General features: G+C 38.9%; 19 protein-coding genes. 8 read left to right on the top strand and 11 right to left on the bottom strand.

Going from position 1 to position 24,762, the window contains the following annotated elements:
- Positions 1-71: 71 nt before the first annotated feature.
- Both der and BUL40_RS13510 read left to right on the top strand, forming a co-directional pair.
- Positions 72-1,373, top strand: a complete 1,302-nt coding sequence (der, locus tag BUL40_RS13515; protein ID WP_080319679.1) for a ribosome biogenesis GTPase Der — start codon at positions 72-74, stop codon at positions 1,371-1,373.
- 109 nt (positions 1,374-1,482) lie between these two features.
- On the top strand, positions 1,483-4,266 hold the full coding sequence (locus BUL40_RS13510; RefSeq protein WP_080319678.1) for an outer membrane beta-barrel protein: 2,784 nt from the start codon (positions 1,483-1,485) through the stop codon (positions 4,264-4,266).
- A gap of 1 nt (position 4,267) precedes the next feature.
- Here the strand turns inward: BUL40_RS13510 and pbpC are convergent, their stop codons facing one another.
- The 7 genes from pbpC to BUL40_RS13475 all read right to left on the bottom strand — a co-directional run bounded on the left by pbpC (position 4,268) and on the right by BUL40_RS13475 (position 15,457).
- Positions 4,268-6,631, bottom strand: a complete 2,364-nt coding sequence (pbpC, locus tag BUL40_RS13505; RefSeq protein ID WP_080319677.1) for a penicillin-binding protein 1C — start codon at positions 6,629-6,631, stop codon at positions 4,268-4,270.
- Between the two features lie 5 nt (positions 6,632-6,636).
- Positions 6,637-12,186: an alpha-2-macroglobulin family protein gene (locus BUL40_RS13500; protein ID WP_080319676.1), complete on the bottom strand. Its 5,550-nt coding sequence runs from the start codon at positions 12,184-12,186 to the stop codon at positions 6,637-6,639.
- Between the two features lie 93 nt (positions 12,187-12,279).
- The gene (locus BUL40_RS13495) at positions 12,280-13,086 is read right to left on the bottom strand and encodes a TPM domain-containing protein (RefSeq protein WP_080319675.1); all 807 of its coding nucleotides are present in this window, start codon (positions 13,084-13,086) and stop codon (positions 12,280-12,282) included.
- A 5-nt stretch (positions 13,087-13,091) separates the two neighbouring features.
- On the bottom strand, positions 13,092-13,532 hold the full coding sequence (locus BUL40_RS13490; RefSeq protein WP_080319674.1) for a TPM domain-containing protein: 441 nt from the start codon (positions 13,530-13,532) through the stop codon (positions 13,092-13,094).
- Positions 13,532-14,131 carry a LemA family protein gene (locus BUL40_RS13485; RefSeq protein ID WP_080319673.1) on the bottom strand — a complete coding sequence of 200 codons (600 nt, stop codon included), beginning with the start codon at positions 14,129-14,131 and terminating at the stop codon, positions 13,532-13,534. Before BUL40_RS13485 ends, BUL40_RS13490 begins: the two co-directional genes overlap by 1 nt.
- 19 nt (positions 14,132-14,150) lie before the next feature.
- The gene (locus BUL40_RS13480) at positions 14,151-14,480 is read right to left on the bottom strand and encodes a MerR family transcriptional regulator (RefSeq protein WP_010518520.1); all 330 of its coding nucleotides are present in this window, start codon (positions 14,478-14,480) and stop codon (positions 14,151-14,153) included.
- Entirely contained in the window at positions 14,480-15,457 is a 978-nt protein-coding gene (locus tag BUL40_RS13475) for a M23 family metallopeptidase (protein ID WP_010518521.1), read from the bottom strand. The genes BUL40_RS13480 and BUL40_RS13475 overlap by 1 nt, the downstream gene beginning before the upstream one ends.
- A 105-nt stretch (positions 15,458-15,562) precedes the next feature.
- Between BUL40_RS13475 and alaS the strand changes: the two genes are divergently transcribed.
- Positions 15,563-18,178, top strand: coding sequence for an alanine--tRNA ligase (gene alaS, locus BUL40_RS13470; RefSeq protein WP_080319672.1), 2,616 nt, complete (start codon positions 15,563-15,565; stop codon positions 18,176-18,178).
- A 6-nt stretch (positions 18,179-18,184) separates the two neighbouring features.
- Positions 18,185-18,802 (top strand): DUF4230 domain-containing protein, encoded by a 618-nt coding sequence (locus BUL40_RS13465; RefSeq protein WP_080319671.1) that lies wholly within the window; start codon positions 18,185-18,187, stop codon positions 18,800-18,802.
- A gap of 86 nt (positions 18,803-18,888) precedes the next feature.
- Here BUL40_RS13465 and BUL40_RS13460 read toward each other — a convergent pair whose 3' ends face one another.
- On the bottom strand, positions 18,889-20,655 hold the full coding sequence (locus BUL40_RS13460; RefSeq protein ID WP_080319670.1) for an aromatic amino acid hydroxylase: 1,767 nt from the start codon (positions 20,653-20,655) through the stop codon (positions 18,889-18,891).
- Positions 20,656-20,821: 166 nt separating this feature from the next.
- Between BUL40_RS13460 and BUL40_RS13455 the strand changes: the two genes are divergently transcribed.
- Positions 20,822-21,283 carry an Lrp/AsnC family transcriptional regulator gene (locus tag BUL40_RS13455; RefSeq protein WP_244901877.1) on the top strand — a complete coding sequence of 154 codons (462 nt, stop codon included), beginning with the start codon at positions 20,822-20,824 and terminating at the stop codon, positions 21,281-21,283.
- Positions 21,284-21,310: 27 nt separating this feature from the next.
- Here the strand turns inward: BUL40_RS13455 and BUL40_RS13450 are convergent, their stop codons facing one another.
- The 3 genes from BUL40_RS13450 to BUL40_RS15775 form a co-directional block, all read right to left on the bottom strand.
- Positions 21,311-21,514, bottom strand: a complete 204-nt coding sequence (locus BUL40_RS13450) for a PLD nuclease N-terminal domain-containing protein (RefSeq protein ID WP_240729832.1) — start codon at positions 21,512-21,514, stop codon at positions 21,311-21,313.
- Positions 21,515-21,677: 163 nt separating this feature from the next.
- Positions 21,678-22,256: a DUF4136 domain-containing protein gene (locus BUL40_RS13445; protein ID WP_010518527.1), complete on the bottom strand. Its 579-nt coding sequence runs from the start codon at positions 22,254-22,256 to the stop codon at positions 21,678-21,680.
- 74 nt (positions 22,257-22,330) lie between these two features.
- Positions 22,331-22,492, bottom strand: coding sequence for a DUF5522 domain-containing protein (locus tag BUL40_RS15775; RefSeq protein WP_010518528.1), 162 nt, complete (start codon positions 22,490-22,492; stop codon positions 22,331-22,333).
- Positions 22,493-22,659: 167 nt separating this feature from the next.
- Here BUL40_RS15775 and BUL40_RS13440 point away from each other — a divergent pair, with 167 nt between their 5' ends.
- The 3 genes from BUL40_RS13440 to BUL40_RS13430 are packed head-to-tail and all read left to right on the top strand — an operon-like array spanning position 22,660 to position 24,760.
- Positions 22,660-22,992 (top strand): hypothetical protein, encoded by a 333-nt coding sequence (locus tag BUL40_RS13440; protein WP_080319667.1) that lies wholly within the window; start codon positions 22,660-22,662, stop codon positions 22,990-22,992.
- 2 nt (positions 22,993-22,994) lie between these two features.
- On the top strand, positions 22,995-23,900 hold the full coding sequence (locus BUL40_RS13435; protein WP_080319666.1) for a 1-aminocyclopropane-1-carboxylate deaminase/D-cysteine desulfhydrase: 906 nt from the start codon (positions 22,995-22,997) through the stop codon (positions 23,898-23,900).
- The gene (locus tag BUL40_RS13430) at positions 23,897-24,760 is read left to right on the top strand and encodes a glucosaminidase domain-containing protein (protein WP_080319665.1); all 864 of its coding nucleotides are present in this window, start codon (positions 23,897-23,899) and stop codon (positions 24,758-24,760) included. Before BUL40_RS13435 ends, BUL40_RS13430 begins: the two co-directional genes overlap by 4 nt.
- The last annotated feature ends 2 nt before the right edge of the window (positions 24,761-24,762 follow it).

Raw genomic sequence — 24,762 nt, 5'->3', positions numbered from 1 at the left:
TTTTTAGTACAAATCACTAAGAAATAGCAGCCTATGAAAATTAATGGTACTTTTGCCAAAAATTTCAAGGGATGGGCGCTATTGTTGCTATTGTAGGGAGACCTAATGTTGGTAAATCCACTTTTTTTAACCGTTTAATTCAACGTAGAGAGGCTATTGTGGATGCGGTTAGTGGGGTTACTCGTGATCGTCATTATGGTAAGAGTGATTGGAATGGAAAGGAATTTTCTCTAATAGATACCGGTGGTTACGTTATTGGTAGTGAGGATATTTTTGAGCAAGAAATAGATAAGCAAGTAGAATTGGCCATAGACGAAGCAGATGCCATCATTTTTATGGTGGATGTAGAATCTGGTGTAACCGGTATGGACGAGGATGTTGCTAATTTGCTTAGAAAGGTAGATAAGCCCGTTTTTTTGGCAGTAAATAAAGTGGATAATGCCCAGCGCGAAGCAGATGCAGTGGAGTTTTATGCACTTGGTTTGGGCGAATATTTTACTATTTCAAGTATTAACGGAAGTGGATCTGGGGAATTATTGGATGCTTTGGTAGAAGTACTGCCAGAGACCGAAGAAATAGAAGACGAACTACCTCGGTTCGCAGTAGTAGGCAGACCCAATGCTGGTAAGTCCTCTTTCATAAATGCATTAATAGGAGAAGATAGGTACATTGTTACCGATATAGCCGGTACCACTAGAGACAGTATAGACACTAAATACAACCGTTTTGGATTTGAATTTAATCTGGTAGATACCGCAGGTATACGAAGAAAGGCAAAGGTTAGGGAAGACTTAGAATTTTACTCCGTAATGCGTTCTGTTAGGGCAATAGAACACTGTGATGTTTGTATTTTAATGTTAGATGCAACCCGTGGTTTTGATGGCCAGGTACAGAATATTTTCTGGCTGGCGCAACGCAACAATAAAGGGATTGTTATTTTAGTGAACAAGTGGGATAAGGTAGATAAAGAAACCAATTCGGTTAGAGATTATACCAAAGCTATTAAAAAGCAATTAGAGCCGTTTGTAGATGTTCCAGTTCTTTTTATTTCTGTTTTGAACAAACAACGTATCTATAAAGCAATAGAAACTGCCGTAGAGGTTTACCAAAATAGGTCTAAACGAATTCCTACACGCAAGTTGAATGATATTATGTTGCCAATAATAGAAAACAGACCGCCACCATCTACAAAGGGTAAATATGTTAAAATTAAATTTTGCACCCAACTACCAACTCCTTATCCGCAATTTGCATTTTTCTGTAATTTGCCCCAGTACGTAAGAGACCCCTATAAGCGCTTCCTTGAAAATCAAATTCGTGAAAACTTTGATTTTACGGGTGTTCCAATTACGGTATTTATGCGTAAAAAATAACTTTACCTAGCGTTTCTGCTAAAGTAACGTTAAACCATAAAACTACTTTCTTAGGTTTGGGTATTTTGTTGGCTAAACAGAACTAGACCAATAAAATACCAGACCAATTTTGAAAACTAAACCACTAGTATGGTTGCTATTCTTGGTAACCATAAACTCGCTATTTGCACAAGATTTTAAGATTACGGGAACCGTTAAAGATAAAGCAGACAATTCTATTCTAGAAGCGGCTACGGTACATGTAGAAACAGTCAAAGATAGTACGCTGGTTACCTATTCTATTACGGACCAAAATGGTTTTTTTGAGATAGAGGGTAAATCTGCAAGAAAGGAATTAAGGATCGTATTTACCTACAATAGTTATAAACAGCTTTCTAAAATAGTTACTAGAAAGCAGTTGGTAGAATTAGGGGTGGTGGGTATGGAGATAAATGCCCAACAGTTACAGGGTGTCAACGTAGTTGCAGACCGCGTACCTATTACCGTTAAAAAAGATACGTTAGAGTTTAATGCTGACTCTTTTAAGGTAAGACCAGATGCTTCTGTGGAAGATGTGCTAAAAAAGTTGCCAGGAGTAGAGGTTGGCACGGATGGTAAAATTACGGTCAATGGTAAAGAGGTTAATCAGGTGTTGGTAAACGGTCAGGTATTTTTTAGCAGTGACCCTACGGTAGCCACAAAAAGTCTTCCCAAGGATATTATAAGTAAAATACAAATCACGGATTCAAAGACCAAAGAACAGGAGTTTACGGGCGAAGCTGGTGATGGGCAAACCAAAACCATCAACCTAACACTTAAAGAAGATAAAAACAAAGGCTATATGGGCCGTGTTTCTGGTGGGTATGGTTCAGACGAAAGGTACCAGGGTAACGGTTTACTTAACTACTTTAACAAGACCAAGCGATTAAGTTTATTGGCCAGTTCCAATAACATCAATAATGCGGGTTTTTCTTTTGATGAGATTTATGAAATGGTAGGTAATTCTAGAGGTAGTGGCTTTAATTTTAATGAGAATGCAGGGGTTTCCCTAGGTCAATTGCCTTCAGGTTTTGGTAGCGGTATAGTAACCTCTAGCACCTTGGGTGGTAGCTTTGCAGACCAAAAGAAAAATGAGTATGAGATAGATGCAAATTATTTTTTTGCATACAGTGATTCTTACAACAACGAAGTAATTTCTAGAGAAAACATACTGCCTACGGGTAATTTCTTTACCAATACAGAACGTAATTTTGCAGGTAATACCAATTCTAATCGGGGTTCTGCAAATCTGGAATTTGATATAGACCCTACCTTTAGAATTACTGTTGAACCTACATTAAGTGTTAATAGGTATAACTCGCTAAACCAAAACACAACGGAAAGCTCAGATGCTTTTGGCGATTTAATAAACAGGAATAGTACGACTACAAGAGAGGACGGTTTTAATAGTGGTTTTAACAATACAACAAGTATTATGAAACGGCTAGATACACTTGGTAAATATATACGTATACGTATTAGAAATACCAATAATAGAACAGAGAATACGGCAAATCTTAATGCCTTAAGTGAAGTTTTTACTGGGGATGAACAAACAGCATTAGACCAACAAACCCTGGTTGATCGTAAAGAAGATAATTATACCCTAAGCGCTAGGTTTAGACAGCCATTAAAGAAAGATGTTTATTTAAATTTTGGTTACACCTATGAAAGCGAACAAGAGAAAAACAATAGAACGGTTTTTAATTTGGAGGAAACAACAGCTTCGTACACGGATTTTAATGAGTTACTAAGTTCGGATTTTGAATTCCATGTAACCCGAAACATTCCTTCTATAGGTTTTCAAATGAACAATAAAAAAATGCGTTTTGGGGTTAATGCAGACTGGAATATCCTAAGCTTAGAAAATGCTGATTTTTTACAAGGAACCCAATTTAACAAAGAGTATCGCATTTTTACAACGGAGGGTTGGTTCAATTATACCTTTGGCAAAAACACGCGCTTGTACCTAAACTATAATAATAACATTAGGTTGCCAAACGTAAGTCAGTTACAACCTGTTGCAGATGTAAGCAATCCGTTGAATATTATACAAGGAAATCCGGACTTGGAACCTATACGTTCCAAGGATATCTATTTAAATTTTAACAATTACAATTGGAAAGAACGTACAGGACTTTTTGCCTACGCCAGTATAGGTTTTGTAGACGACCAAATTGTACCCGTAACTACAACGGACGATAACTTGATAAGAACAACCACCTACACCAATATTTCTGGTAATTACCAGGGTTGGGCAGGAATCAATTATTCCAAGAATATTAAAAAAGATACCTTGTATACCTTAGGTTTTCGTATTAATCCTGGTTTTAACTATAGCAAACAAAAAAGCTTTAGCAATGGCCAATTATTAGAAGCAAAAAGATTTAGTGTTAGTCCAAGAGTGTCGGCTACTTTAAATGTAAAAGAGCTATTAGAAGTAGAGCCATCTTACCGTTTTAACTACAATCAGACCCAATACAATTTAGACCGTTTGGACGATGTTTCTTTTGTTACCCATAACATAGGCTTAAGAACAACGAGTTATTGGCCACGCAACTGGGTTTTTGGCAATGATATTACTTACAGTTATAACAGCAATGTTGGACCGGGTTTTGATAAGGACGCGCTTTTTTGGAACATGAGTCTTGGAGTGCAACTGTTTAAGAAAAAAGCAACCCTAAAAGTATTGGCTTATGATTTATTAAACCAGAACATTAATACGCGGCGAACTACTGGTGATGATTTTATACAAGACTTTCAGGGTACCGTACTGCGAAGGTATTTCATGGGAAGCCTTACTATTAAGTTTGATTCCTTTGGTGGTAATGGCGCTCCTAAACGGCAAGGAGGCAGGCGTTTCTATAGAATGTAAATCACCTTTCCATGCCTGTGGTTATTACCCTCAGGTTTTGGGTTATTAGATTTCCGTTGTCGTCCATTACACTTAATTTATAAGACATAGGTTTTAGGGGTAATAAGAGCTCATGAAATTGAGTAGTTGTTCCCACGTAGCCTTCATCTAAATACCAATGTACGGGTAAGTCTTCTAGTTTATGGGCAACTTTAACCAGCACTTCTTGCGTTTGGTTGCCAAGGTCTTTGGGTAATACAAGTGTTTCTCCTTTTCTAGGGTATAAGAATACCAACTCCTGTTGATTAAATTCACCACAATTGCTTAAAAATGGAGGAGGGCTTTTATATTCCGAGCTTTGTTTTTCATAATAAAATGCCATGGTGGCAGGTAAGACAAACCAAGGTTTGGTAACTATATTTTCAATAGGATAGCAGTTGGCATTAACTTGAAATGCGCCTGTTTCGTCTAAGGACAATTGCTGGTGATATGGACAATTAAGCCCTTTTTTGGCAGCCAATGGAACATATGTTTTATTCGTTTTCTCACATAAGGGCGAAGCTTCAAATCCGCTTTTATCACATATTGGCAGTTCCATTAAATCATCATAAGGTGTAGCAAACCAACCAGATTGCGGTAATTGCTGTAACGCTTTAAAAAGCAAAGGTGCTGCGGCAGTAATTCCGGTTAGTCCCGGCCTGCCCTCTCCATCTGCATTTCCGGCCCATACGCCAATGGCGTATTTTGGAGTTACCCCAATGGCCCAAGCGTCTTTAAAACCAAAAGACGTACCCGTTTTCCAAGCCAATGGTTGTGAATCGCTAAAAAAATGCCAGTTTTCCTCACCCTTTGGTCTGTTAACCTTACGTAAGGCCTGTAAGGTTTCAAAGATGGCTCCTGCACTGTACACAGTTGCATCTTCTTGGTCATTGCCAAAGTTATAGGTTTGGTTGGCCAAGTAATTGGGAGGCTTAAACTCATGTACCCTATAGGTACTACTATTTTTGGAAAAATGGTTTACAACAGAAGCCATATTGGCATAAGCAGCGGTAAGTTCCCAAAGGGTAGCTTCTGCACCACCCAAAATTAATGGTAGTCCATAATGCGAAGCGGGCTTGTTTAAAGATGGTAATTGTACCTGTTGTAATTTATTATAGAATTTTTGCAAGCCATATGCTTGCAGCAATCGTACGGCTGGTATGTTTAAAGAACGGGCCAAGGCATTGGACGCTGGCACGGCCCCGGCATAGGTGTTGGTAAAATTTTCAGGTTGATACCCGTTTATTACCGTTGGTATATCTTTTACCAAGGTGTTGGGTAATATTTGGCCTTCGTCCATTAACGCAGCAAATAAAAGTGGTTTTAAGGTGCTACCTGTACTTCTTTTTTTATTGATGATATCTACAAAATAGGCCTCTGTATCTGTATTGGGGGCATTCCCCACATAGGCTAAAACATTCCGGGTGGTAACATCTAATACCAATATGGCCAAATTATTAATTTCATTTTTGGCAAGGGATTGATGATGCGCCTTGGCTAAACGATTGAGCCTTTTTTGCAAGGTGGCATCTATTGTAGTTCTTATTTGTTTTCCAGTATGTTCATGCTGTATCCGTTCCGTTAGATGTGGGGAAAAATTGGGAAGTGGCAATGGCTTTTGGGGTAAAGGTTCTAGCAAGGCCAATTCTAATTCCGTAGCATCCAGAATTTTTTTATCGTGTAACTTTTGCAGCAAACGGTTTCTTTTTTTTAGTAAGGCGTTATCGTTTTTGCCAGGAAATATAAGTGCGGGAGCGTTGGGTAAAACGGCCAAGGTCGCAGTTTGTCCCCAACTTAAATCTTTTGCACTTATACCAAAATAACGCCAAGCCGCAGTTTCCAAACCTACAACGTTTCCACCGTAAGGGGTATGGCTAGCATACAAGCGTAAAATTTCGTTTTTAGAAAAACGTGCTTCCAGACGGGTGGCCTGTACCAGTTCTATTAACTTTTCGGCATAATTTCTTTTTCTGTGCCCCCTACTTAACCGGATTACTTGTTGGGTAATTGTACTACCACCTCTACGGCTCTTCTTGGTAATATTGTGGTGTATAGCTTTTAAGATAGAAATGGGATTAAAACCCGGATGTTGGTAAAAGTATTCATCCTCAAAGAGCAAAATACATTGCTCGTATTTGTATGGAATGGTGTCCATTGCAGGAAACCGCCATTGCCCATCCTTTGCTATTCTTGCCCCCATTAACTGGCCATTGGCAGATAGGGCAACCGTAGAAGTAGGCTGATTAAATAGTGCGTTGGGTAAGCAAAACAACCAAACAATAAATAGGGTTAAGGCAATGCCCAATTTAAGTTTGTGTTTTTTAAGTAATACACTTAGTATAGGCATAAAGCTTATTGGCTAATGGTTACCCAATTTCCTTTGTTCCTAGCTTGGTAGGTATGATCGTACATAGCTTCTACTTGTGTTCCTGGTAAGTAGTAGCTGCCTAAATAAGATGCGTTTAGTTTTATATAGAACGTTTTGGATTGTTTCGCTTCTAAATCAAAATATATATAGGAACGGTCATCACGTATATCCATATAATCTACACCTTGATTCCTATTTGTGGCTGCAGCAAAAGAGGTGTCTACAATCTCCCATCCGCTTGGAATAATATGCGTTAGAGCCATATTGGAAACGCCATCATTGGTTAGATTATTTACGGTGAGTTTTGCCGTAAATACAGTGCCCTGTTTTAAATTGTCTACAGACGTGGTACTGCCATTTGGGAAGGTGTATGTTGCGGTTATTTTTAATTTGCTTTGTTGTGCCAATTCTTCTCCAACGGGTAACTTCCCTTTTTGGTTTAACGTAACATACAATACATTGCCTTTGTTGTTTTTTACGGTGATAGTTTCAGAATTGCCAATAATAGGAAGTTCTCTATTTGCAATTGCTTTTTCCGTTTTTACAGTAACACTTTTGCCATTGTAAACGTAAGAGACGTCTATAGATTTACCACCGTTTTTTTCTGCCATTTTTGCCAACGCGATTAATCCAAACGCTGTTTCTTGAGTACTGTACCATTCTTGTGAAGCTAAATTCTTAGCCAAGGACAAGGCAAATTCCCGCTGTTCGTCTAGCGCCAACAATACCATAGTCTCCAAAGCCATGGCTCTATTTCTAAATACAGAACCATAGGTGTAATAATCGTAATTACTGGATTTGGTCTCTATATTGGCACTATCTACTAAGTTTTTGGCAATGCTTTCTTTGCCTACTAAGGCATAGGCGGCCGCCAACCTAAGTTTGGCTTCGTTGCTTAATTTAGAACTTTCCCTTAGGCGATTCATTGCCGCGAGCTCTGGCTGTTGGGCCAACGCCAAGGTGTATAAACGGTAAGCTTGGTTCAAATCTGTGTTGTATCGCTGTTGTTGTCTACTCCATTGTCTAGCAGTGGTACTTTGGTATTTTAGCCAGTTACTAAGAAAGGTGAGCGGTAACTGATAGCCTTTTCTCTTTGCCTCTAACATAAAATGACCAGCATATGTGGTGCCCCAGTCATCTACGGAACCATATCCAGGCCAATAGCTTAAGCCTCCTTCCGGCGATTGAAAGTCGCTTAATTTTCGAATAGCCGCTTTAATATTTTTATCGGTTTCTTTTTGCTTTTCAAAGGTTACATCTACCACATCATTTAAGTACAATTGAGGAAAAACGGCAGAAGTAGTCTGTTCTACGCATCCGTGCGGGTATTGTATTAAATATGCCAAACGTTTAGAAAAATCCATTGGCGGAAGGGTAGAGAATTCAAGGCTGGCCGCATTTGTGCCAGATGTACCAAAAGGCGAGATAGTAATCGCTTCCGTTGCATTTCCATCTAATTGATAAAGGGTGCTCTTAGTTGTAATTGGATTGGGATTAACAATCTGTACTTCTGTTGTTGTACTTGCTTTTTTACCATGGCCATTTACCTTAACGGTTAAGGTTTGGTGGTTCGGGTGGGCTTTGACTTTGAATTTAAAGTTCACAATTTTATCGCCTACAGCGTCAAAAGTTAAGCTTTTATGTGTTCCTTCTAGGGCTTCTAAAGCCTCAGAGGTAGAAATATCCACCGAAACGTTACGTATACCTTTTTCCATGGCAAATACGGTAACGGGAACGGTAAGGGTTTCACCGGCCGTAAGCTTTCTTGGAACGGAACTTAAAACCATGAGGGGTTGCCTAACCGGAACATTTTTTTCTACCATACCATAGGCACCAGTATTGTTGCCGGCTATTAGCATAGTTCTTACGGCACCTACATAATTGGGCATGTCTATAGTGTGGGTTGCCTTTTCCCCAGCTTTTAAATAAAAGGGTCCTAAATAGGTTACCACGGGTTTAAAACGTTGTGCTTTTCTATTTTTGGCATCGTCTGCCATACCACCGCCCCCAATGGCATAAATGTTATCTACGCTTACCGAATAGGCACCCATAACATCGTCAAAAATATCAAAGGTTTTTACCCCTAATGCTTGTCTGCTATAAAAGGCGCTATGTATGTCTGGTGTTTTAAACCTAGTTAAATCTAAAAGCCCTTGATCTACTACGGCCAAAGTGTAGGTCATGGGTTTTGCATTACTCTCGTTAACCTTTACCGTATAACTAGATTTTGGTTTTAAAACCTCTGGCATCTCTAGTATAGGTTTTAAAATGGTCTCTGGATTTTCTACCCTTAACGGAACAATGCCGTAAAGCCGTATTGGCATATCGTTTTTTACCTGTCCGTGGGGTTGTAACAAGGATATGTTTACATAAATATTTGGTGCCATTTCTGGGGTAATGGCAAAAGAAGTTTTGGTTTCTTTGGCTGTTGTGCTAATCCATTGTTGCAATAGTACCTCACTGCCATTTTCAATACTTAATAATGCCTTGTTCCCAGCTTCTGATGGAAAAGAAATAGTAGCAGTTTCTCCTGTTTTGTAGGAGTCTTTTTCTGCAGTGAATAGTAGAATTTTTGAGCTTTCCGAATCCGCATTATTAGGGCGTTGCCACCAATTCTTATAAAAATAAGCCACCCTGCCAGTTGCATGGCCCGACTTTTTATCGAGTACCCGGATTAAGAACCTACCGCCATCTTCATCTGGAATATTAAAATTAAAATTCCCTTTTCCAGAACCATTTGTTTTAATGGACATGTTTTTATAAGGTCTATGAATGGTTGCGTTTTCGTAGCGCGATAAGTTATCGTAACCCCGGTTCCACCACCATCTCCATTCTATTTTAAACAATTGCACCTCTAATTCCCTATTGGCTATTACTTTTCCAGAATCGTCTACGGATAGTACCTCAAAGGTGTTGTTTTCATCTGTATAAAAGGAACCGTATTCTTTGGCTTTAGGCGACTTTAATCCCACAAAATGGGAATAGGGAGCTACTTTTTTGGAAAATACATCTAAACTGTAGTCTCCACCTCCTTCAAAAGCTAAAGTGGTAAAGGTAGCTTTTAACATTCCGGGCGCCTTCCCATTAACGGCTATTTCTTTGTTTAATTTTAGTTCTCCTTGGTTATCTACCGTTCCTTCTAAAAATTGAATTTCGGAACTGGAATAGTCTCTAACCGGGTCTGTAAATTCGTAGTCTTTATAATTTGTAAACGGATTGTTTTCGGTTTCGAGTACCGCATTTACCGCCACTTTTAGATTTCTTCCAGGGGCACCATGCAACCAATTTACATTAAGGGTACCTGCATTGGGCGTGTTGGCTCGTAAAATTTCATTCTCAAAGGCAAGTGCTACTTTTAAACGATTTGGTTTTACTGTGGCAATTCGTAAGGTTTTTGAAAATTGTGCGCCCCCTACCTTAATGGTTGCCAACCAACTTCCTGTTGGTGCATCTTCTTGGGTGGGTATGGGAAAATAATAGAAGTTATTGGTTTTTTTGGCAAATAGGCTATCGTTAACGGTAACGGGCTCATCTTTTAGAACATTACGTTGTACCAATTTTCCATTTACATCGGTTACCTCCAAAACTACAGGATGGTTCTTGGGTAAAGGGTTGGCACTATCGTCTAAAACAAAGGTTAGGTGTGCTATATCTCCAGGGCGGTGAACACCCCTTTCTAAATAGGTAAAACCTTGCAATCCTTTTTGTAGGGTTTCTCCAGATACATCAAACTTGCTTAACGAAAGGGAGTTTCCATCCATTAGTTTGGCATAGGCAAAATTGCCGTTGTTTTCTGCAATGGCAAAAGTTACTGTTTTAGCTCCATCATAAATGGCAAAACCTTCTCCATCCGTTTTTATAGAAGCAATTTTTTGTTGTTGAAAATTGTATAGGCCTATACTAGTGTTTGGTTCGGGTTGTGCCGTTAATAGATTGGTAGTTGCAAAATGATAGGTTTTATTGTTTCCCTTTTTTACAATTAGACCCAAATCACTACCCAATAAATTGGTAAAAGCAAAGCGGTCTTGGTTATAAAAAGCAGGGTGGCAAGGATTATTCCGTTCTTCCCAATTATAGTTTTGGTCTCGCCAATAATAAATTTCGTTGTCCCAGTAGCGCTCTTCCGCTTCGGCAGAATCATTATAGGAAGTAGTAGTGAATAATGTTTCGGTATCCAGGTTGGAAGCCCCACAATCATAAACAATATGGTCATGGTTAAAACTGAACTCGACTCTATACATGGCACCTGGGTCTACTTGTATCAATTTAGAAAGGTCTAATGCATGGGCGGTCCATGCACCGGTTGTAGCCTGGTTTTTCTCTAAATCCAATAGCTTATAAGCAACCTTTCTGCCCACTGGGCGCAAATCTGAGCTATAGGTCTGGTATAGATTACCGTATTGTAAAAATTGAAGCATGTTGCTTTGGTATACCTTAATTACCCTTACTTCAACTTTAGAAAGGTTTACGGTTTCAAAATAGATGGGTGTGGCGCTAGAATTAGGTAAAATGGTACCCTTGGATAGCATGCGAACGCCCGGTTTAAGTTGTTCAAAAGAAACGAATTCTGAAAAGGTATTTTTTAAGGTATAACCATAGATACTCTTAATGCCCTCAAAAACTTTTACGTTTACCGTTCCCGTTATTTTATTGGAAGGATAAACCCTAAGCAAGTTGCCGCTTACCTCATATCTCAATGCTTCTGCACCTTCAATTTGTACCAAACCATTTAGGTTCTGATTGGCCTCTAGGGGTTCTGAAAAATTTACGGTTAGAATGGCATTGGGTGATGCGGAGGTTTTAACATTAGTTATTACCAATTTGTTGCGCCCTGGAATTGTATATTCTGTTGTTCCGTTGTTTGCCACGCCAACAGCTTTGCCGTTCCATGAAACTTCTATTTTGCTGTCCTTTTCTTTTCTGGTGATACTATCTATGGTAAAGGAATAGAATAGGCTAGGCCTATTGGCCTCGTTCCATTTTACGGAGAGTGGTTTGCCGTTTTGCGTAACCGAGAGTAGGGAATTTAAATCTTGAAAGGGTAACAAGTCGTTGGCCTCTAGGGTGCCACTTATATATTGTAGGTCTTTGGTGTAAGATTGTAATTGGTCAAGGTTAATTTTAAAATTGGGTTCCAGTGTTTGAAATTCAAACCTATAGGTTTTAAATGCTGTTGGAACTTTTGGTAATAACTTATTCAGCTTTAAACTAACCGAATATGTGGTATTGGGTTGTAGTAATTCTGTGGGTACAAAAATTAATTTTTGACCGTTCTCTACAGTTAAGACGCCTTCCGTTTTAGGACTTATGCTTAGGATATCTTTACTTAGTTCTTGGCTAATTTCAAAATCGGTTAAAACTTGATTAAGGCCAATAGTAATGGGGGTACCTATACTTTGTCTACCCATGGTATGGTAACCAATGTATTCTTTGAATTTGAAAAGATTATCGGTTTGTTGGTTTGCGTCTTGTTTTTTACAGGCACCTACAAGTAATAAGGCTGTTAAAACGAATAGTTTGCTAATGTTTTTCATGGGTTAGGTTTACCGCTAGTAATCTAACGCAATTTACGGTTAAAACGTACGTGTAATTACCCTGAAAACAGTGAAGTTAGCGATGAGGTAGGTTTACCAACCACCAGAGGCGCCACCACCACCAAAACCACCGCCTCCGAAGCCGCCGCCAAAGCCACCACCTCCAAAGCTGCCGCCACCGCCAAATCCGCCAGAGGAACCACCGCCACGGCCCATATTGCTAAGGATAATCATGTCCCAAATATCCAAACCACGGCCGCCTTTTCCTCCCCGATTGTTTCTTCCGCCTCCATTGCGTTTGCTGCTACTGATAATAACAAAAAGGATGATGATGAAAATGATAAATGGTAGGGCGTCTTTAAAAAACGGTTGCTTATTAAAATTGCGGTCTTCTGTAAACTGTCCGTTTAATACTTGAAAGATAGCGTCTGCCCCCTTGTCTAACCCTGCGTAGTAGTTATCTTGTTTAAATTGGGGAATAATAACCTGTTCTATAATACGCCTACTCATAAAATCCGTTAAGAATTCTTCTACGCCATAGCCGGTATTAATGGCTATTCTTCGGTCGTTTCTGGCCAAGAGTATTAGTATTCCATTATCTTCCTTAGCTTGGCCAATTCCCCATTTTTGACCCCATTGGGCCCCTAAATAATTAATATTCTCCCCTTCGGTAGAATTTATAATGGCTATTACTATTTGGGTAGAAGTGCTATCTGAGTAACGAATTAATTTTTGTTCTAGCTGATTTTTCTGAGATGGAGACAGAAGATTAACGTAGTCGTAAACACTGGTTTCTACTTTAGGTTTTTCTGGAATGTTAAATTGCCCCCAAGCTAGTTGTAAGCTAAAAATGCTGAGCGTAACGCCTATAAGATACTTTATACCCAGTGTTTTGGTCATGTTATCTACCCTTTAGAAATGGTATCGCTCAATTCATTAACATCTCCATGATGCCAAGGAAAATGTGTTTGTAATTCTTCACCAGCTTTTAACACGCCCGCTACGATCCCCTCTTTAAAAGCCCCCCTTTTAAAATGCTGGGCAATTACTTCTTTGGTAGATTCCCAAAACCCTTTGGGTACGGCTTGATCTATACCACGGTCACCGTAGATAACAAAGCGTTTGTCTTGTACGGCAACATACAGCAATACGCCATTTTCATCTTTGGTATTATCCATTTTTAAAAAATGAAACACTTGTTGTGCCCTGCTAAAATGGTCCAATTGCGTTGTGGCTTCTATATGTACTCGTATTTCTCCAGAAGTGTTTTTTTCCGCCTCAATAATGGCCGTTACTATTTCTTGTTCTTCTTCTGCAGTTAAAAAGGCTTCTACCTTAGCGTTCATTAGTCAAAATTAAAATCAACATCAGGAGCTTTTTCCGCTCCAGCTTCTGCTTTAAAGTATGCCAATTCATCAAAACCAAACCAACCTGCTAAAACAGAATTGGGGAACGTTTTAATGTGGGTATTGTAAGGTCTAATAGCTTCATTAAAACGGTCTCTGGCGACGTTAATTCGGTTTTCCGTACCTTCTAATTGCGATTGTAGTTCTAAGAAATTCTGATTGGCTTTTAAATCTGGGTAGCGTTCTACTGTAACCAATAAGCGAGATAAAGCAGAGCTTAATCCACCTTGTGCTTGGTTAAATGCCTGTAGTTGCTCTGGGGTAATATTTGCAGGGTCTATAGTGGTAGCTGTTGCTTTGGCGCGCGCTTCTATAACATCTGTTAAGGTGCCTCTTTCAAAGTCTGCCGCCCCTTGTACGGTTTTAACCAGATTACCAATAAGATCGTTACGTCTTTGGTAAGAACTTTCTACCTTGCCCCAGGCTTCTGTGGTTGTTTCTTTTAGTTTTACCGCAGTATTATTAAAACCTACGGCCCAAGAATAGATTGCAATTGCTATCACCGCTATGATAGCAACCGGAATTAACCATTTTTTCATCTTCTAGTGTTTATTAGTGTTATAGTTGTTCTTTAATTTTTATTAATTCGGCTTTAACCCGTTGTAATTTTTCAATTACTTCAAAACGAGAAAGGGTTTTGTGTTTTTCTTCTTTTAAATGAATTTTTGCTCCTTCTAAAGTAAATCCACGCTCTTTAACCAAGTGGAAAATCAATTTAAGATTTTTAATATCCTCAGGAGTAAATTTTCTATTGCCCTTTGCATTTTTTTTAGGTTGAAGGATGTCGAATTCTTTTTCCCAAAAACGAATCAATGAGGTGTTGACACCAAATGCATCGGCGACTTCTCCAATACCGTAATAACGTTTTTCTGGTAGGTCTATATGCATTAGTCTAGCGATTGGTTTTCTTGGGTGGCAAACTTCAACATGCTTTCGAACTCTTCTGGAGATAAACTTCCGTAGTAGAAGTTTATGGGGTTTATACGTTCGCCATCTTTCCACACCTCATAATGTAAATGGGGTGCTTCTGAACGGCCTGTATTGCCAACAAACCCTATTAAATCACCACGTTTTACCTTTTGGCCAGGTGTAACATTGTATTTGCTTAAGTGGGCATATAGGCTCATGTAGCCATGGCCATGTTCTATTCTTATGTGCTTACCGTACCCAGAAGAGTTATTGTCTGCACGTGAAATTTTACCATCGCCACTAGCAAATATGGGTGTTCCACGTGGGGCCGTAAAATCCATTCCCCAATGTTTTTTACGTGTTTTTAAAAAGGGGTCCGTTCTCCAGCCAAAACCAGAAGCCATACGGGTCAAATCTTCGTTTCGTACTGGTTGTATGGCGGGTATGGCCGCCAATAGTTTTTCTTTTTCTTCTGCCAAGAGGGTAATTTCATCTAAAGACTTGGATTGGATAACCATTTGTTTCTGGATTATATCTAACCGTTTGGTGGTATTTACGATCATCTCAGAATTATTATAACCCTCTAAGGATTTATAGCGATTTACCCCGCCAAAACCAGCTTTTCGCTGCTCTTCTGGAATTGGGTTGGCCTCAAAGTACAACCGATAGATGTTGTTGTCCCTATCTTCTATATTGGCAAGGACCTGTTCCATTTGGTCCATTTTTTTATTTAAAATCTCGTACTGTAGTTCGTAATTCTGAACCTCCCTTTCCAAGGAGAGTTCTTTAGGTGTATTTACCAAATTGGTATTCAATAGAACGGTAAGCCCCAGAAAACCAAACAGTGCCGCAGCTGCCAAAAACAAAAATACATTCCGGTATCGTTTAGATTTTTTAGGCTCTATTTTTCGGTAAGAAAGGGTATCTGGATCGTAATAGTACTTTACTTTACTCATGAAGGTAATTTATCCTATTTTTGGGCTTTCAATTTATGGTAACAAACAAATATAAAAATTGTTTTGTTTGTTGAGTTAAAAATAATTTAAAGTAGCACTCTCCATATGACATCCCAAAAGGTTAGAGAACAGTTTTTAAACTTTTTTAAGAATAAGGAGCACAAGATAGTTCCTTCTGCCCCAATGGTTATGAAAAATGACCCAACCTTGCTGTTTACCAATGCGGGGATGAACCAGTTTAAAGAGTATTTTCTTGGTAACACCAAACCTACATTTAAACGCGCATCGGACACCCAAAAATGTTTGCGTGTTAGTGGTAAGCATAACGATTTGGAAGAGGTGGGTAAAGATACCTACCACCATACCATGTTCGAAATGTTGGGGAACTGGAGCTTTGGCGATTATTTTAAAAAAGAAGCCATTGCATGGGCTTGGGAGTTGTTGACCGAAGTCTATAAAATTGATAAAGACTGTTTGTATGTTACCGTGTTTGAAGGGAGTGAAGATGCAGACCAGTTAGCCATGGATAAGGAAGCGTACGATTTCTGGAAAGCTATTGTGCCAGAAGAACGCATCTTAATGGGTAACAAAAAAGATAACTTTTGGGAAATGGGTGATCAAGGACCTTGTGGACCTTGTTCAGAAATCCATGTAGATATCCGCTCTGCGGAAGAAAAAGCCAAAACACCAGGTGCGGAATTGGTAAATATGGACCATCCACAAGTGGTGGAAATTTGGAATTTGGTATTTATTCAATACAACAGAAAAGCAAACGGCCAACTGGAGAATTTACCAGAAAAGCATGTAGATACCGGTATGGGCTTTGAGCGTTTGTGTATGGTTTTACAGGGCGTACAAAGTAATTACGATACCGATGTGTTTACCCCTTTAATTCGCGAAATTGAAGCCATAACCGAAAGCAAATACGGTAAAAATGAGGAAACCGACATTGCTATCCGTGTAATTGCGGATCACGTAAGAGCGGTAGCCTTTGCTATTGCAGATGGGCAATTACCCAGCAATACTGGAGCTGGATATGTTATCCGTAGAATTTTAAGAAGAGCAATCCGCTACGGATTTACGTTTTTAGATACCAAAGAGCCGTTTATTTATCGTTTGGTGAATACGCTAGCCTCACAAATGGGTGCGGCATTTCCAGAGTTGAAGAACCAACAGCAACTGATAGAGAACGTGATTAAAGAAGAAGAAAACTCGTTCTTATCTACCTTAGAACAAGGATTGGTATTGTTAGATTCGGTGATGAAATCTGCCAAGGATAAAAAAGTCGATGGCGATAAGGCGTTTGAACTATATGATACCTTTGGTTTCCCTATAGATTTAACAGCCTTGATTCTAGAAGAAAAAGGTTTTGCTCTAGATACGGAAGGATTTGAACAGGCATTGCAAGCGCAAAAAGCACGTTCTAGAGCCGCTTCTGAAATAAGTAAAGGCGATTGGACGGTATTGGAACAAGATACTGAACAAGAATTTATTGGGTACGATGCCTTAGAAGCACAGGTTAAAGTGGTAAAATACCGTAAGGTAACCACTAAGAAGGAAGGAGACCGTTACCAATTGGTTTTTAACCCAACCCCCTTCTATGCTGAAGGTGGTGGCCAAGTAGGGGATAAAGGCTATTTAGAAGCAGCTAATGGCGATGTAACCTATATTTTAGATACAAAAAAAGAGAATAACGAAATTGTACATTTTGCGGAAAACTTGCCAGCAGATTTAGCGGGCACGTTCAAAGCAGTGGTAGATAAAAAACAACGTCAACGCACGGCTAGTAACCATACGGCAACACACTTGCTACATCAAGCATTAAGGGAAATCTTAGGAACCCATGTAGAGCAGAAAGGTTCTGCGGTTCATTCCAAGCATTTACGTTTTGATTTTAGTCATTTTGCTAAAGTTACTCCAGAGGAATTAGAAGCGGTAGAACAATTTGTAAACGCCCGTATTGCAGGCCAGATTCCCTTAGAAGAAAATAGAAACGTTCCTGTAAAACAAGCGTTAGAAGCAGGGGCAATGGCATTGTTTGGAGAAAAGTATGGCGATACCGTACGTACCATTAAATTTGGAAATTCTATTGAATTGTGTGGCGGTACGCACGTGCAAAATACCAGTGAAATATGGCACTTTAAAATAACCTCAGAAGGCGCAGTGGCCGCAGGTATCCGAAGAATAGAGGCGATTACCTCTGATGCCGTAAAAGCGTTTTACCAAGAGAACGATGCTACTTTATCCGATATTAAAGGTCTTTTGAATAAAGCGAAAGACCCTGTAAAAGCGGTGGCAGATTTGCAAGACGAAAATGCCCAATTGCGCAAACAAGTAGAGCAATTGCTTAAAGAGAAAGCAAAAGGGTTAAAGTCAGAATTGTTGAATGAAGTTACCAACGTAAACGGGGTAGATTTCTTAGCCAAACAAGTAGATTTGGATGCTACGGGTATCAAAGATTTGTTGTTTGAGATGGGAGCCAATAAAGACAATTTGTTTGTGCTGTTGGCTGCGGATAAAGACGGCAAAGCATTGTTGAGTTGCTATATCTCTAAAGAGCTGGCTAAAGCCAAAGAATTAAATGCGGGCCAAATAGTTAGAGAGCTGGGTAAATACATTCAAGGCGGTGGCGGTGGCCAACCCTTCTTTGCAACAGCAGGAGGTAAAAATCCAGCCGGTATACCAGAAGCACTGGACAAGGTTAAGGAATACCTGAATTAAACAGCAATGAAAAAAGTCCTTGCAGGAATCATAGTCGCTTTGGCAGTGGTGTTCATTTACAATAGTTATAGGAATACCCAAAAGGAGCGCTCCATCCTAAAGGAAAATTCCATGCTCATTGAGCAGCAAATTGCTCAGGTTTCTAAGTTGATAGTAACCGAAGGTCATTTTGCGGAAGTTTATAATTATAAGGATAGCAAGGAATTATTTGGACCATTGGTAACCGCAGAAAAAAAAGCGTTGGTGGTGGTTAATGCTGATGTAGAGGTGGTATTTGACCTTAAACAAGTTTCATTTGCAGTAGATGAGGAAACTAAAACGGTGCAGATAACCCACATTCCAGAGCCAGAAATAAAACTACATCCAGACTTTGAGTACTACGATGTTACTCAGGATTATTTAAATCCATTTGCAGCAGCCGATTACAATAAAATAAAGAAAAACGTAAAGGCTTCACTTTTAAAAAAAGTTGAAGCCTCTACTTTATATACCAATGCCAATGACCGATTGGTAAGTGAATTGTCTAAATTGTTGGTGCTAACCAATTCTATGGGTTGGACGCTTATTTATCAAAACCAAACCGTTGCAGAACTTAGCGACCTAGAACAACAGTTGAAGGATTAGTCAAAATTTTATTAACTCAAGGAGATTTCTCACCTTTTATTCTTCAAGGATTCGAAAAGACTTTAATAATCTACTTTTTATTAGGTTTAAGCATCAATTTTAAGGCCTTGGTCCACTAAAGCCAAACCATCATCAATAAGGTGACCTACTTTAGGGCGGTCCAGTTTTAGTTGTTCCAAATGTGCTTTTATTTCTGTGGCTAATACAGTTCTGTTTCCTTTTACAGCAAGCTCATATAACTCTACAGGTAGCAGCCAGTCTTTTGGAAAACGGCTTATAAATTCTTGAAACAGTTTGCCCCTAGAAATAATGGTGTTTTTTCCCTCTCTATAATCACGCACACGTTGATAAAATTCCTCAAGGGCTAATTTATTATCGTCTCTGTTCTTTTTTACGGTAGTATCACTCAACGCATGAGAAACCAAATTAAAGCTTTTTAAATCTGCCGGTCCGTTATATCCGCTACTTACTTTTCTACCCACAGCCATATGGTAAAGACCCCAATCGGGTTTAAATAGCACCTCGTCTTGGTAGGTTACCGTACAATTTTGGAAGGTGATTAAGATGATTTTACCCTGTAAATTACGGGTGCCTGTTATAATTTCTCCAGAGACGGTAACGCCACCAACAAATTCCAGTTCTACTTTTTCGCCTTCAAAAATATTATACGCTTTTAAATCTCGTGGACTCATATCTTCTATGGCTAGATTTATGCCTTTGAGCTTTCCAACGGGAGAACCAAAACCCTCTGGATGCTGTGTGGTGCCATGATTTACCAATTCTTTGTCATGATAGGCCAAGGCCGTGGCGCCTTTTGTAGTAAAATAGATAGGCAGGCCATCGTGACTTAACACACGTTCAAAATAACCAGACACTTGTAATCCCGTACTTAGTTCCAGTGTGCCCAAGGCTTGGGAGTCAATTAATTTTTGAACAGCAGATAAACCGCCCGTACGCAGCGCCATAGTATTGGCAAAATCTTCTAAAACCTGACTTAAATGAGCAAAGTTTGGCGTTACAAAAAGCTGTGGTTGGGGTTTGGTAATATCAAAATCGGTCGTGGCACTATTTAAGGTATAGGGGAGTTTTTTAACATTATCCGTCATGCACCACGCGCTTTCCCCAATAGACGAGAGCAAACCTGCACCGTATATCTTTGGGTTTTCTAGAGTACCTATTAGCCCGTATTCTACGGTCCACCAGTGTAGGTTCCGCAATAGGGCCATTTCACTAGGTTTCCCCATGTTTTGTTGTAACGCTTCAATACGTTTTTCTGCCTTTTCAATAGCCTCGAGAGGCGTTCCTTCGGCTTCCTTTATGATGGATAAATGCCGTACGGCATCATATAGTTCGTAATCTTTTCCACTAGAAATGGCTTTAGCGCCAATTTCTCCAAATCGCCTTAAATATTCTGAATATTCTGGATTGGCAATAATTGGAGCATGGCCGGCACCTTCGTGAATTATATCTGGAGCCGGCGTGTATTCTATGTTTTCCAATTGTCTAATATCCGAAGCAATCACCAATACGTTATATGCTTGAAACTCCATAAATGCAGAAGGCGGTATAAACCCGTCTACTGCCACTGCCGCCCAGCCAATTTCCTTTAAAATCCTATTCATTCCATACATATTGGGAATGGCATCTATGGAAATGCCTGTTTTTTGCAAGCCATCTACGTAAGATTTGTGTGCCACTTTACTCAGGTAGTCCACATTTTTACGCATCACATAGCGCCACACGGCTTGGTCTACGGGAGTATATTCCTCGTAATTCTGCGGTTTTATATATTGTCTTAAATGTTCTGGTAATTTATCCAGAACAGGATTGCTTTCGTACAGCTGTTCTTTCATGAGTTTCAGTTTGTTGTTTTAGTCAATTGCAGTTCCTTTAAAATTAAAATAAAGTGGCTTTATAAAGTGTTATAAGAATTATAAACAGAAATAATTCCTGATAATGTTTATATTAGAAGGAAAAAGTGTTAAATCCAATCGATTTTATTTGATAAAAAAGGAATGTATGCAATTAGATACTATTGATAAACAGATATTGAAACTTTTAGAACAAGATGGTAAAATGGTGGCCAAGACCATTGCGGAGCAACTGGGACTTACAAAAACTCCTGTTTACGACCGTATTAGGCGATTGGAGAAGGAAGGTTTTATAAAAAGGTACGCCGCTATTTTGGATAAAGAAAAGATTGCTGAAAGTATCACCGTATTCAGTTTTGTGTCTTTGGAAGTGCAAAAAGCAGAGTTTATGGACCAGTTTATTGCTCAGATACAAGATTTTCCAGAAGTGGTAGAGTGTTTTGTGGTAGGAGGGGAGTTCGATTTTTTACTAAAAGTGATGGTAAAAGATTTGGATGCCTACTACACTTTTGCAAAGCAACGTGTGGCTACTTTGCCCAATATAGGTGCTGTAAAAAGTGCCTTCGGACTTAAAGAAGCGAAGCAGGATTATCGGTTTCCGCTGCTTTGACCAAATAGCTACGCTAAATAAATAAACCTATTGAAGTTTGATTTTTTGTTTTTTTCCAATAGTAAAATAGAGCACAGCTCCCAATAGGTTAAAAAATAGAACAACAAGTGTCCAAATTAACTTGTTGTTTCCTTCAAACTTATTTCTTAAAATATCAATTAAAGCAATCAAAGTCGGTATAATACCTAATAGGCAAATTAGTATTAAAATAATTTGCCATGGACCTATCATTCCTAAAAAGTTCGTAGAAAGCATACTTAATATTTTAACGGTTAAGTATAAATGTATTAAAACTTACGTTACTGGCAATAAAAAAGCGAAGCACCTACCTAAAACCGCACTGATGAACACTCAAACTTGCGGTAGATGCTTCGCCTAACTATTTTTTAGCCTATTACTTAGCTGCTACTATCTGCATAGGTGGATATTCCTTTAAAATTTGCGCAACAAACTCACGAATTCGTTCTTCTTTTTTGGCTATATCTTTGGTGTTATTCAATGTGCCAACGCCACGTCCTTGCCAAACCAATTCTTTATCCTTGGCATCTATAAGGTCTATATATAAAGAGCCTTCTGTGCGTGCGCTAACGTTGGGGCCAAAACCGCCGCCCCAGCCCCAGCCCCAGCCAGGACCCCAGGCCCAAGGGCTGTAAAAGCCGCCCCAGCCCCAGCCTACGTTGTTGTAGACATCTACACGCTCACGTTCTTTTGTAAAAATACTTACTAAAATATCTGGATCCTGAGATTTTACAAAACCTCTATTTGCCATTTCGGTTTCAATGGCTTTTAAAATTCGTTTTTTGTCTAAATCAGAAATCTGTGCTTTATCAATTCCTGTTTTGTAAAACGCATAACTTTTATATTCTTTAAAATCGGCCTGCCTATCATAATCCGTAATTACGTTTACGGTGGCACAAGAACTTAAGAAAACTACCGTAAGAAGAGGTAGTACTATCCACTTAAACTTTTTCATATTAATTTTTTTATCATGTTAAAAATGAGCTTGCTAACAAAAATTAAGCATCAATTATTATGCCGAAATTAGAGTTAGTCTTGTTTGTTGGTTTTTCTATTATAGCCGTAAGGGCAATGCCTACAGCCGCTCTCACAACAATAGCCTCTTTTTAAGTGGTATTGTGCTGTAAAAACCTTGTAACCTTCTGGGCTTAAATAAAAATCACCCTCTTCTAAAGGTAGTATTTTTCGCATGGATTTATTCTTGCTTTAATTCAAAATTAACTGGGGTTCTTTAGTTTTAAAAATGTTTTAACGCATTTATCGAAATAAACCCGTTGTTAAACTGGGAAATAGATTTCATTGGTCATTAAAAATTATCTTTGGAGGTTCCGGGGAAACCTAGTCTGAATTTTGTTATAATGATATTGGTATTTCGACACTTTTTTAGAAAAAACTATGTGGGCCTAACACTTTGGCCGTTTATTATTGTTAAGGAGCATTGTTATAAAGAAGATACTATTTTAATTAATCATGAACGGATTCATTTACGCCAACAAAAAGAACTTTTAGTGTTCTTCTTTTACATCTGGTATATCATTGAATGGCTGTTAAGAACGGTTTTGTATTTAGATAGTTACCGTGCCTATCAAAATATTAGTTTTGAACGTGAGGCTTATGCAAGTGAAAATGATTTAGGGTATCTTGCAAGACGAAAACCGTATAGCTTTATAAATTTTCTTTTTCGCCCGTAAACTTGTCTTCTTACAATCAACAAATACAACATCCACTTTTAAAACAACAACAAGTAGCACTTTGGATAAAGCGAGAAGACCTGCTACACCCTATAATAAGTGGCAATAAGTTTAGAAAACTTAAATACAACATAAAAGACGCTCTAGCGCTAGGGCAAAAAACAATACTTACTTTTGGCGGTGCCTACAGTAACCATATTGTGGCTACTGCTTGTGCGGCAAAAGAGGCAGGGTTAAAAGCTATTGGGGTTATTAGGGGAGAGGAGTTGAAGGAAAAATGGAAAACGAACCCTACTTTGGAGCAAGCAGCTGCTTATGGGATGCAATTTTTATTTGTAACTCGAGAAGCCTATCGTCTTAAAACGGAAGCCGACTACATATTGAAACTAAAAAATGAATTTGGTGATTTTTACCTTATTCCAGAAGGTGGAACTAACGCATTAGCCGTAAAGGGTTGCGAAGAAATTTTAACAAAAGAAGACGAGAGGTTTAATTTCGTTGCATGTGCCGTAGGGACAGGCGGTACCGTGGCCGGTATCATCAATAGTTTAACAGAAAATCAACATGTTTTGGCATATCCGGCGCTTAAGGGTAATTTTCTGAAAGCTGAAATTGATAAATTTGCAACCAATGAGCAGTGGCAATTGGTAACCGACTATCATTTTGGTGGTTATGCTAAAGTAACGGAACCTTTGGTACAGTTCATCAATGAATTTAAACGAGACACGGGCATTCCTTTAGACCCTATTTACACTGGCAAGATGCTATTTGGAATATGGAAAAGTATAATTCAAGGCAATTTTACTAAAGGCACTAAAATTTTGGCCATTCATACGGGTGGTTTGCAAGGAATAAAAGGAATGAACCAACAATTAAGACGGAGAAATTTACCGGTATTGGATTTATGATAAGAAAATGGATTGCCCTGATAACGGTGGCGTTGCTTTTGGCCAGCTGTGGTGCTAAGAAAAAAAGAACCAACTCTAGTAGACCAATTAGTGCCAAAACAACAACAACAAAGAATGGAATATACAAACCAAATGATGGTTTGGAGGGAACTAAGTTCAATAAGTCAGAATTGTATCCGCTGCCAGAAGACCCAGGATATTTTAAGAAATTTCCCGTTGCAAATACAACTGAGTATATAGCGGAGTTTCATGAAATGGCACAGTATGAAATGCGTGCTTTTGGCATACCGGCAAGTATTACCTTGGCCCAAGGTATTTTAGAAAGTGGGTCTGGTAAAGGGGAATTAACGCTAAAAACAAACAATCACTTTGGTATCAAATGCCATACGGGGTGGCAAGGCGAGTTTGATTTTCATGATGATGATGCCAAAGGGGAGTGTTTTAGAAAATACAATCACCCTATGTTTAGTTTTAGGGACCATAGTATTTTTCTTGCATCCCGTTCTCGCTATCGTTTTCTTTTTAATTACGCTAAAGACGATTACAAAAAGTGGGCTTACGGACTTAAAAAAGCGGGTTATGCTACAGATCCAAAATACCCCAATAAATTAATCTACCTCATAGACAAATACAACTTACATCAATATGATGAAGAAGTGGTAGAGAAAGGCTTGGAAACGGTTAGAAAACCAAAACAATACGACGTTTTTACGCATGTGGTGGCTAAAGGGGATACCTTGTACGCATTGTCTAGAATGTATGCCATTAGCGTAGACGAATTAATGCGATTGAATAATTTAAGAGATACAACCTTGTCTATTGGGCAAGTATTAAATATTAGAAAGGCGAGAGCCAATTAATA

This window comes from Croceivirga radicis, assembly GCF_002072105.2.
GTDB classification, from domain to species: Bacteria; Bacteroidota; Bacteroidia; order Flavobacteriales; family Flavobacteriaceae; genus Croceivirga; species Croceivirga radicis.
This window is presented reverse-complemented; position numbering and strand designations above follow the sequence as displayed.

What these genes read in the sequence shown, in the direction of transcription:
- der (WP_080319679.1), top strand. Translation starts at nt 72, where the DNA reads ATGGGCGCTATTGTTGCTATTGTAGGGAGACCTAATGTTGGTAAATCC.
- pbpC (WP_080319677.1), bottom strand. Translation starts at nt 6,631, where the DNA reads ATGCCTATACTAAGTGTATTACTTAAAAAACACAAACTTAAATTGGGC.
- BUL40_RS13500 (WP_080319676.1), bottom strand. Translation starts at nt 12,186, where the DNA reads ATGAAAAACATTAGCAAACTATTCGTTTTAACAGCCTTATTACTTGTA.
- BUL40_RS13495 (WP_080319675.1), bottom strand. Translation starts at nt 13,086, where the DNA reads ATGACCAAAACACTGGGTATAAAGTATCTTATAGGCGTTACGCTCAGC.
- BUL40_RS13490 (WP_080319674.1), bottom strand. Translation starts at nt 13,532, where the DNA reads ATGAACGCTAAGGTAGAAGCCTTTTTAACTGCAGAAGAAGAACAAGAA.
- BUL40_RS13485 (WP_080319673.1), bottom strand. Translation starts at nt 14,131, where the DNA reads ATGAAAAAATGGTTAATTCCGGTTGCTATCATAGCGGTGATAGCAATT.
- BUL40_RS13480 (WP_010518520.1), bottom strand. Translation starts at nt 14,480, where the DNA reads ATGCATATAGACCTACCAGAAAAACGTTATTACGGTATTGGAGAAGTC.
- BUL40_RS13475 (WP_010518521.1), bottom strand. Translation starts at nt 15,457, where the DNA reads ATGAGTAAAGTAAAGTACTATTACGATCCAGATACCCTTTCTTACCGA.
- alaS (WP_080319672.1), top strand. Translation starts at nt 15,563, where the DNA reads ATGACATCCCAAAAGGTTAGAGAACAGTTTTTAAACTTTTTTAAGAAT.
- BUL40_RS13465 (WP_080319671.1), top strand. Translation starts at nt 18,185, where the DNA reads ATGAAAAAAGTCCTTGCAGGAATCATAGTCGCTTTGGCAGTGGTGTTC.
- BUL40_RS13460 (WP_080319670.1), bottom strand. Translation starts at nt 20,655, where the DNA reads ATGAAAGAACAGCTGTACGAAAGCAATCCTGTTCTGGATAAATTACCA.
- BUL40_RS13455 (WP_244901877.1), top strand. Translation starts at nt 20,822, where the DNA reads ATGCAATTAGATACTATTGATAAACAGATATTGAAACTTTTAGAACAA.
- BUL40_RS13450 (WP_240729832.1), bottom strand. Translation starts at nt 21,514, where the DNA reads ATGATAGGTCCATGGCAAATTATTTTAATACTAATTTGCCTATTAGGT.
- BUL40_RS13445 (WP_010518527.1), bottom strand. Translation starts at nt 22,256, where the DNA reads ATGAAAAAGTTTAAGTGGATAGTACTACCTCTTCTTACGGTAGTTTTC.
- BUL40_RS15775 (WP_010518528.1), bottom strand. Translation starts at nt 22,492, where the DNA reads ATGCGAAAAATACTACCTTTAGAAGAGGGTGATTTTTATTTAAGCCCA.
- BUL40_RS13440 (WP_080319667.1), top strand. Translation starts at nt 22,660, where the DNA reads ATGATATTGGTATTTCGACACTTTTTTAGAAAAAACTATGTGGGCCTA.
- BUL40_RS13430 (WP_080319665.1), top strand. Translation starts at nt 23,897, where the DNA reads ATGATAAGAAAATGGATTGCCCTGATAACGGTGGCGTTGCTTTTGGCC.